Source organism: Citrobacter sp. wls826 (assembly GCF_005281245.1).
GTDB classification, from domain to species: domain Bacteria; phylum Pseudomonadota; class Gammaproteobacteria; order Enterobacterales; family Enterobacteriaceae; genus Citrobacter; species Citrobacter braakii.
On record NZ_SZWS01000012.1, the window covers coordinates 28,069 to 30,111 of the forward strand.

Annotated in this window: 4 protein-coding genes; all 4 read right to left on the reverse strand. The window is 53.8% G+C overall.

All coding sequences use genetic code 11. The annotated features are described in order from the left end of the window. Window positions 1–392, reverse strand: a 392-nt coding sequence (eutT, locus tag FDW87_RS21430) for an ethanolamine utilization cob(I)yrinic acid a,c-diamide adenosyltransferase EutT (protein WP_252362932.1), incomplete at its 3' end; no start/stop codon positions are given. Between the two features lie 9 nt (window positions 393–401). Continuing rightward, complete coding sequence (gene eutQ / locus FDW87_RS01155) at window positions 402–1,106, reverse strand: ethanolamine utilization acetate kinase EutQ (RefSeq protein ID WP_137379371.1); 705 nt, start codon at window positions 1,104–1,106, stop codon at window positions 402–404. Further along, the gene (eutP, locus tag FDW87_RS01160; RefSeq protein WP_016153958.1) at window positions 1,084–1,563 is read right to left on the reverse strand and encodes an ethanolamine utilization acetate kinase EutP; all 480 of its coding nucleotides are present in this window, start codon (window positions 1,561–1,563) and stop codon (window positions 1,084–1,086) included. The genes eutQ and eutP overlap by 23 nt, the downstream gene beginning before the upstream one ends. Before the next feature lie 12 nt (window positions 1,564–1,575). Next, window positions 1,576–1,911, reverse strand: a complete 336-nt coding sequence (eutS, locus tag FDW87_RS01165) for an ethanolamine utilization microcompartment protein EutS (protein WP_003037995.1) — start codon at window positions 1,909–1,911, stop codon at window positions 1,576–1,578. Between the last annotated feature and the right edge of the window lie 132 nt (window positions 1,912–2,043).

Below are 2,043 nucleotides of genomic sequence, written 5' to 3' on the forward strand. Positions count from 1 at the left end.
GCCAGCTCTATCTGCAACCACACGGCCAGGGCGATGGTGCTGTCCAGCGCGGCGCGAAATCCCAGGCGCGGGTCACTTTTAGCGACCATCTTGTCCGCTGTCAGATGCGTCAGCGTGTCTGCTTTCTTCACCACCGGTTGATGACACAGTTCGCAACTGGCCTGTGGATGCGTATCGCTGCTGGTTAAACCATGCACCGGCTGCGGCTGCAGTTCTTCGTCATCAATAAACAGGCTGCCCTGCTCGTCGATAAACTTAATGCGCAGATGTCGGCTTTCCAGTAATTCCCGGGCAGATGGCGTCAGGCGAGCATCAGCGGGGAGATGAATTTCAGCCCCTTCGCTGAGCGTATGATTCGCTCTAAGCCATGCTTCGGTAATGAAATCCTTCATACATCCGCCTTAGCAGGACTGCCAGTTCGCAGGCCAGGCCACATACAGAAATTTCACCGTCGATGGCGTACCAAATTCGATGCTGGAGCCTTTCGGGATAAACATCACGTCCCCGGCTTTAGCAATCATGGTTTCGCCTTCGTGGCGAACGTGCAGCTCGCCTTCCAGAATCATGTCGATTTCGTCGTAGTTCAGCGTCCATGGGAAAAAAGCGTTATCCCACTGCATGAACCCGGCGGCCATGCTGCTACCGTCCTGGTCGGTCACCAGATCGGTTAAACCCACGCAGTGCGGCTGTGCGCCGTCAAAACGACCAAACTTCACGCTGCTGCCGTCGATGACTTTGACGCCGCCTTTGCCGGTCACAGAGTTAAAGCTCGGCTGCATTCCGCCCTGCTCCAGCGACTGTTTCTCCTTCATGACTTTGTCCATCAGTTGGGCGACCAGGCTTTCGGTAAACTGCCCTTCCGGTAACTGCGCAATGATGGTTTCGCGAATGCGCTGGCTTTCCGTTTTGCCATCATCCACCGCAACCGGTGCGGCAGCAGCAAAGGTTGGCGCGGATTCATCGCATTCACTGATGGTGACGCCCAGCAGCTCCGCAACTTCGCGCGCCTCCGGGGTGATGATGCTGGCGCGCAGAACAACCGACATTTCCTGTTCGCCGCGTGCGTGGGCCGCACGAATATCGTTAGCTGTGATGAGTTTTTTCACCTGCCCTTTCCTCCTTTTGGCTGAGCTCAGTCAGATAATCCACCAGGTGCTGCACGCTGCGCGGGTCATGGCTGTTGAGTTCGAAAATCGGCTCCTGGAACCCTATCCCGCGAAGTAGTTGTCGCGTTGCGGCGACGTCGGCATCCGGCATGTCCGTTTTGCTGATAACGGCGATTTGTCGTTTACTGGCGCCGATATCCAACAGCCCGGCAGGTAAGCGACTTTCTTTATCATTTGCCGCGTGTATATAAATCAACGTATCAACATCCTGCAGCGTGGTAATTAAGGCGTGATACCAGCGCGGATGGCTAAAATATTCTCCTGGCGTGTCGATATCGCCATTTTCATTAAACTCCACGGCCTGTGTTTTTCTGGCGAGGGAATAATTTCCCTGTAGCGCATTAAAGAGCGTTGTTTTCCCCGCCCCCACCGTACCGACAAACGCAATACGTTTCATCGCCGCCTCTGATTAACTTTTTGTCAGGTTGCACAAAGTGAAATTTAATAACCGACCCAGACCGCTTACCGTCTGTAATAACGCTTCTTCTACCGCGCCTACCGAGCCGTAGATGACCAGCGCACCGCTGAATCGATCGAGAAAGCCGATATGTACATCTGCCGCCTTCATAGCTAAGTCACCGGCAATCATCGCGGTTTCGCCTGGCGTCAGCGTCATGATGCCGATAGCGCCCGCTTCGGGAACGCCGATCTTTTTCGCCAGTTCCTCACCAGGGTGCGCAATGAGATGCGCCAGCGTAACCTGTTTCCCCGGCACAAATTCCTGAATAATGCGTTCTTTTTCCATTGCTCACCGCCTCTGCTAAAACTGCCCTCATCGTGGCAATTTTTTGTCAGAGTAAATAACAAAATTCGGCAACCATGTTTAAAAGGTGAAGTGGATCACTAAGAAAGGGGAAATAAAAAGGCGCGGGAGAAA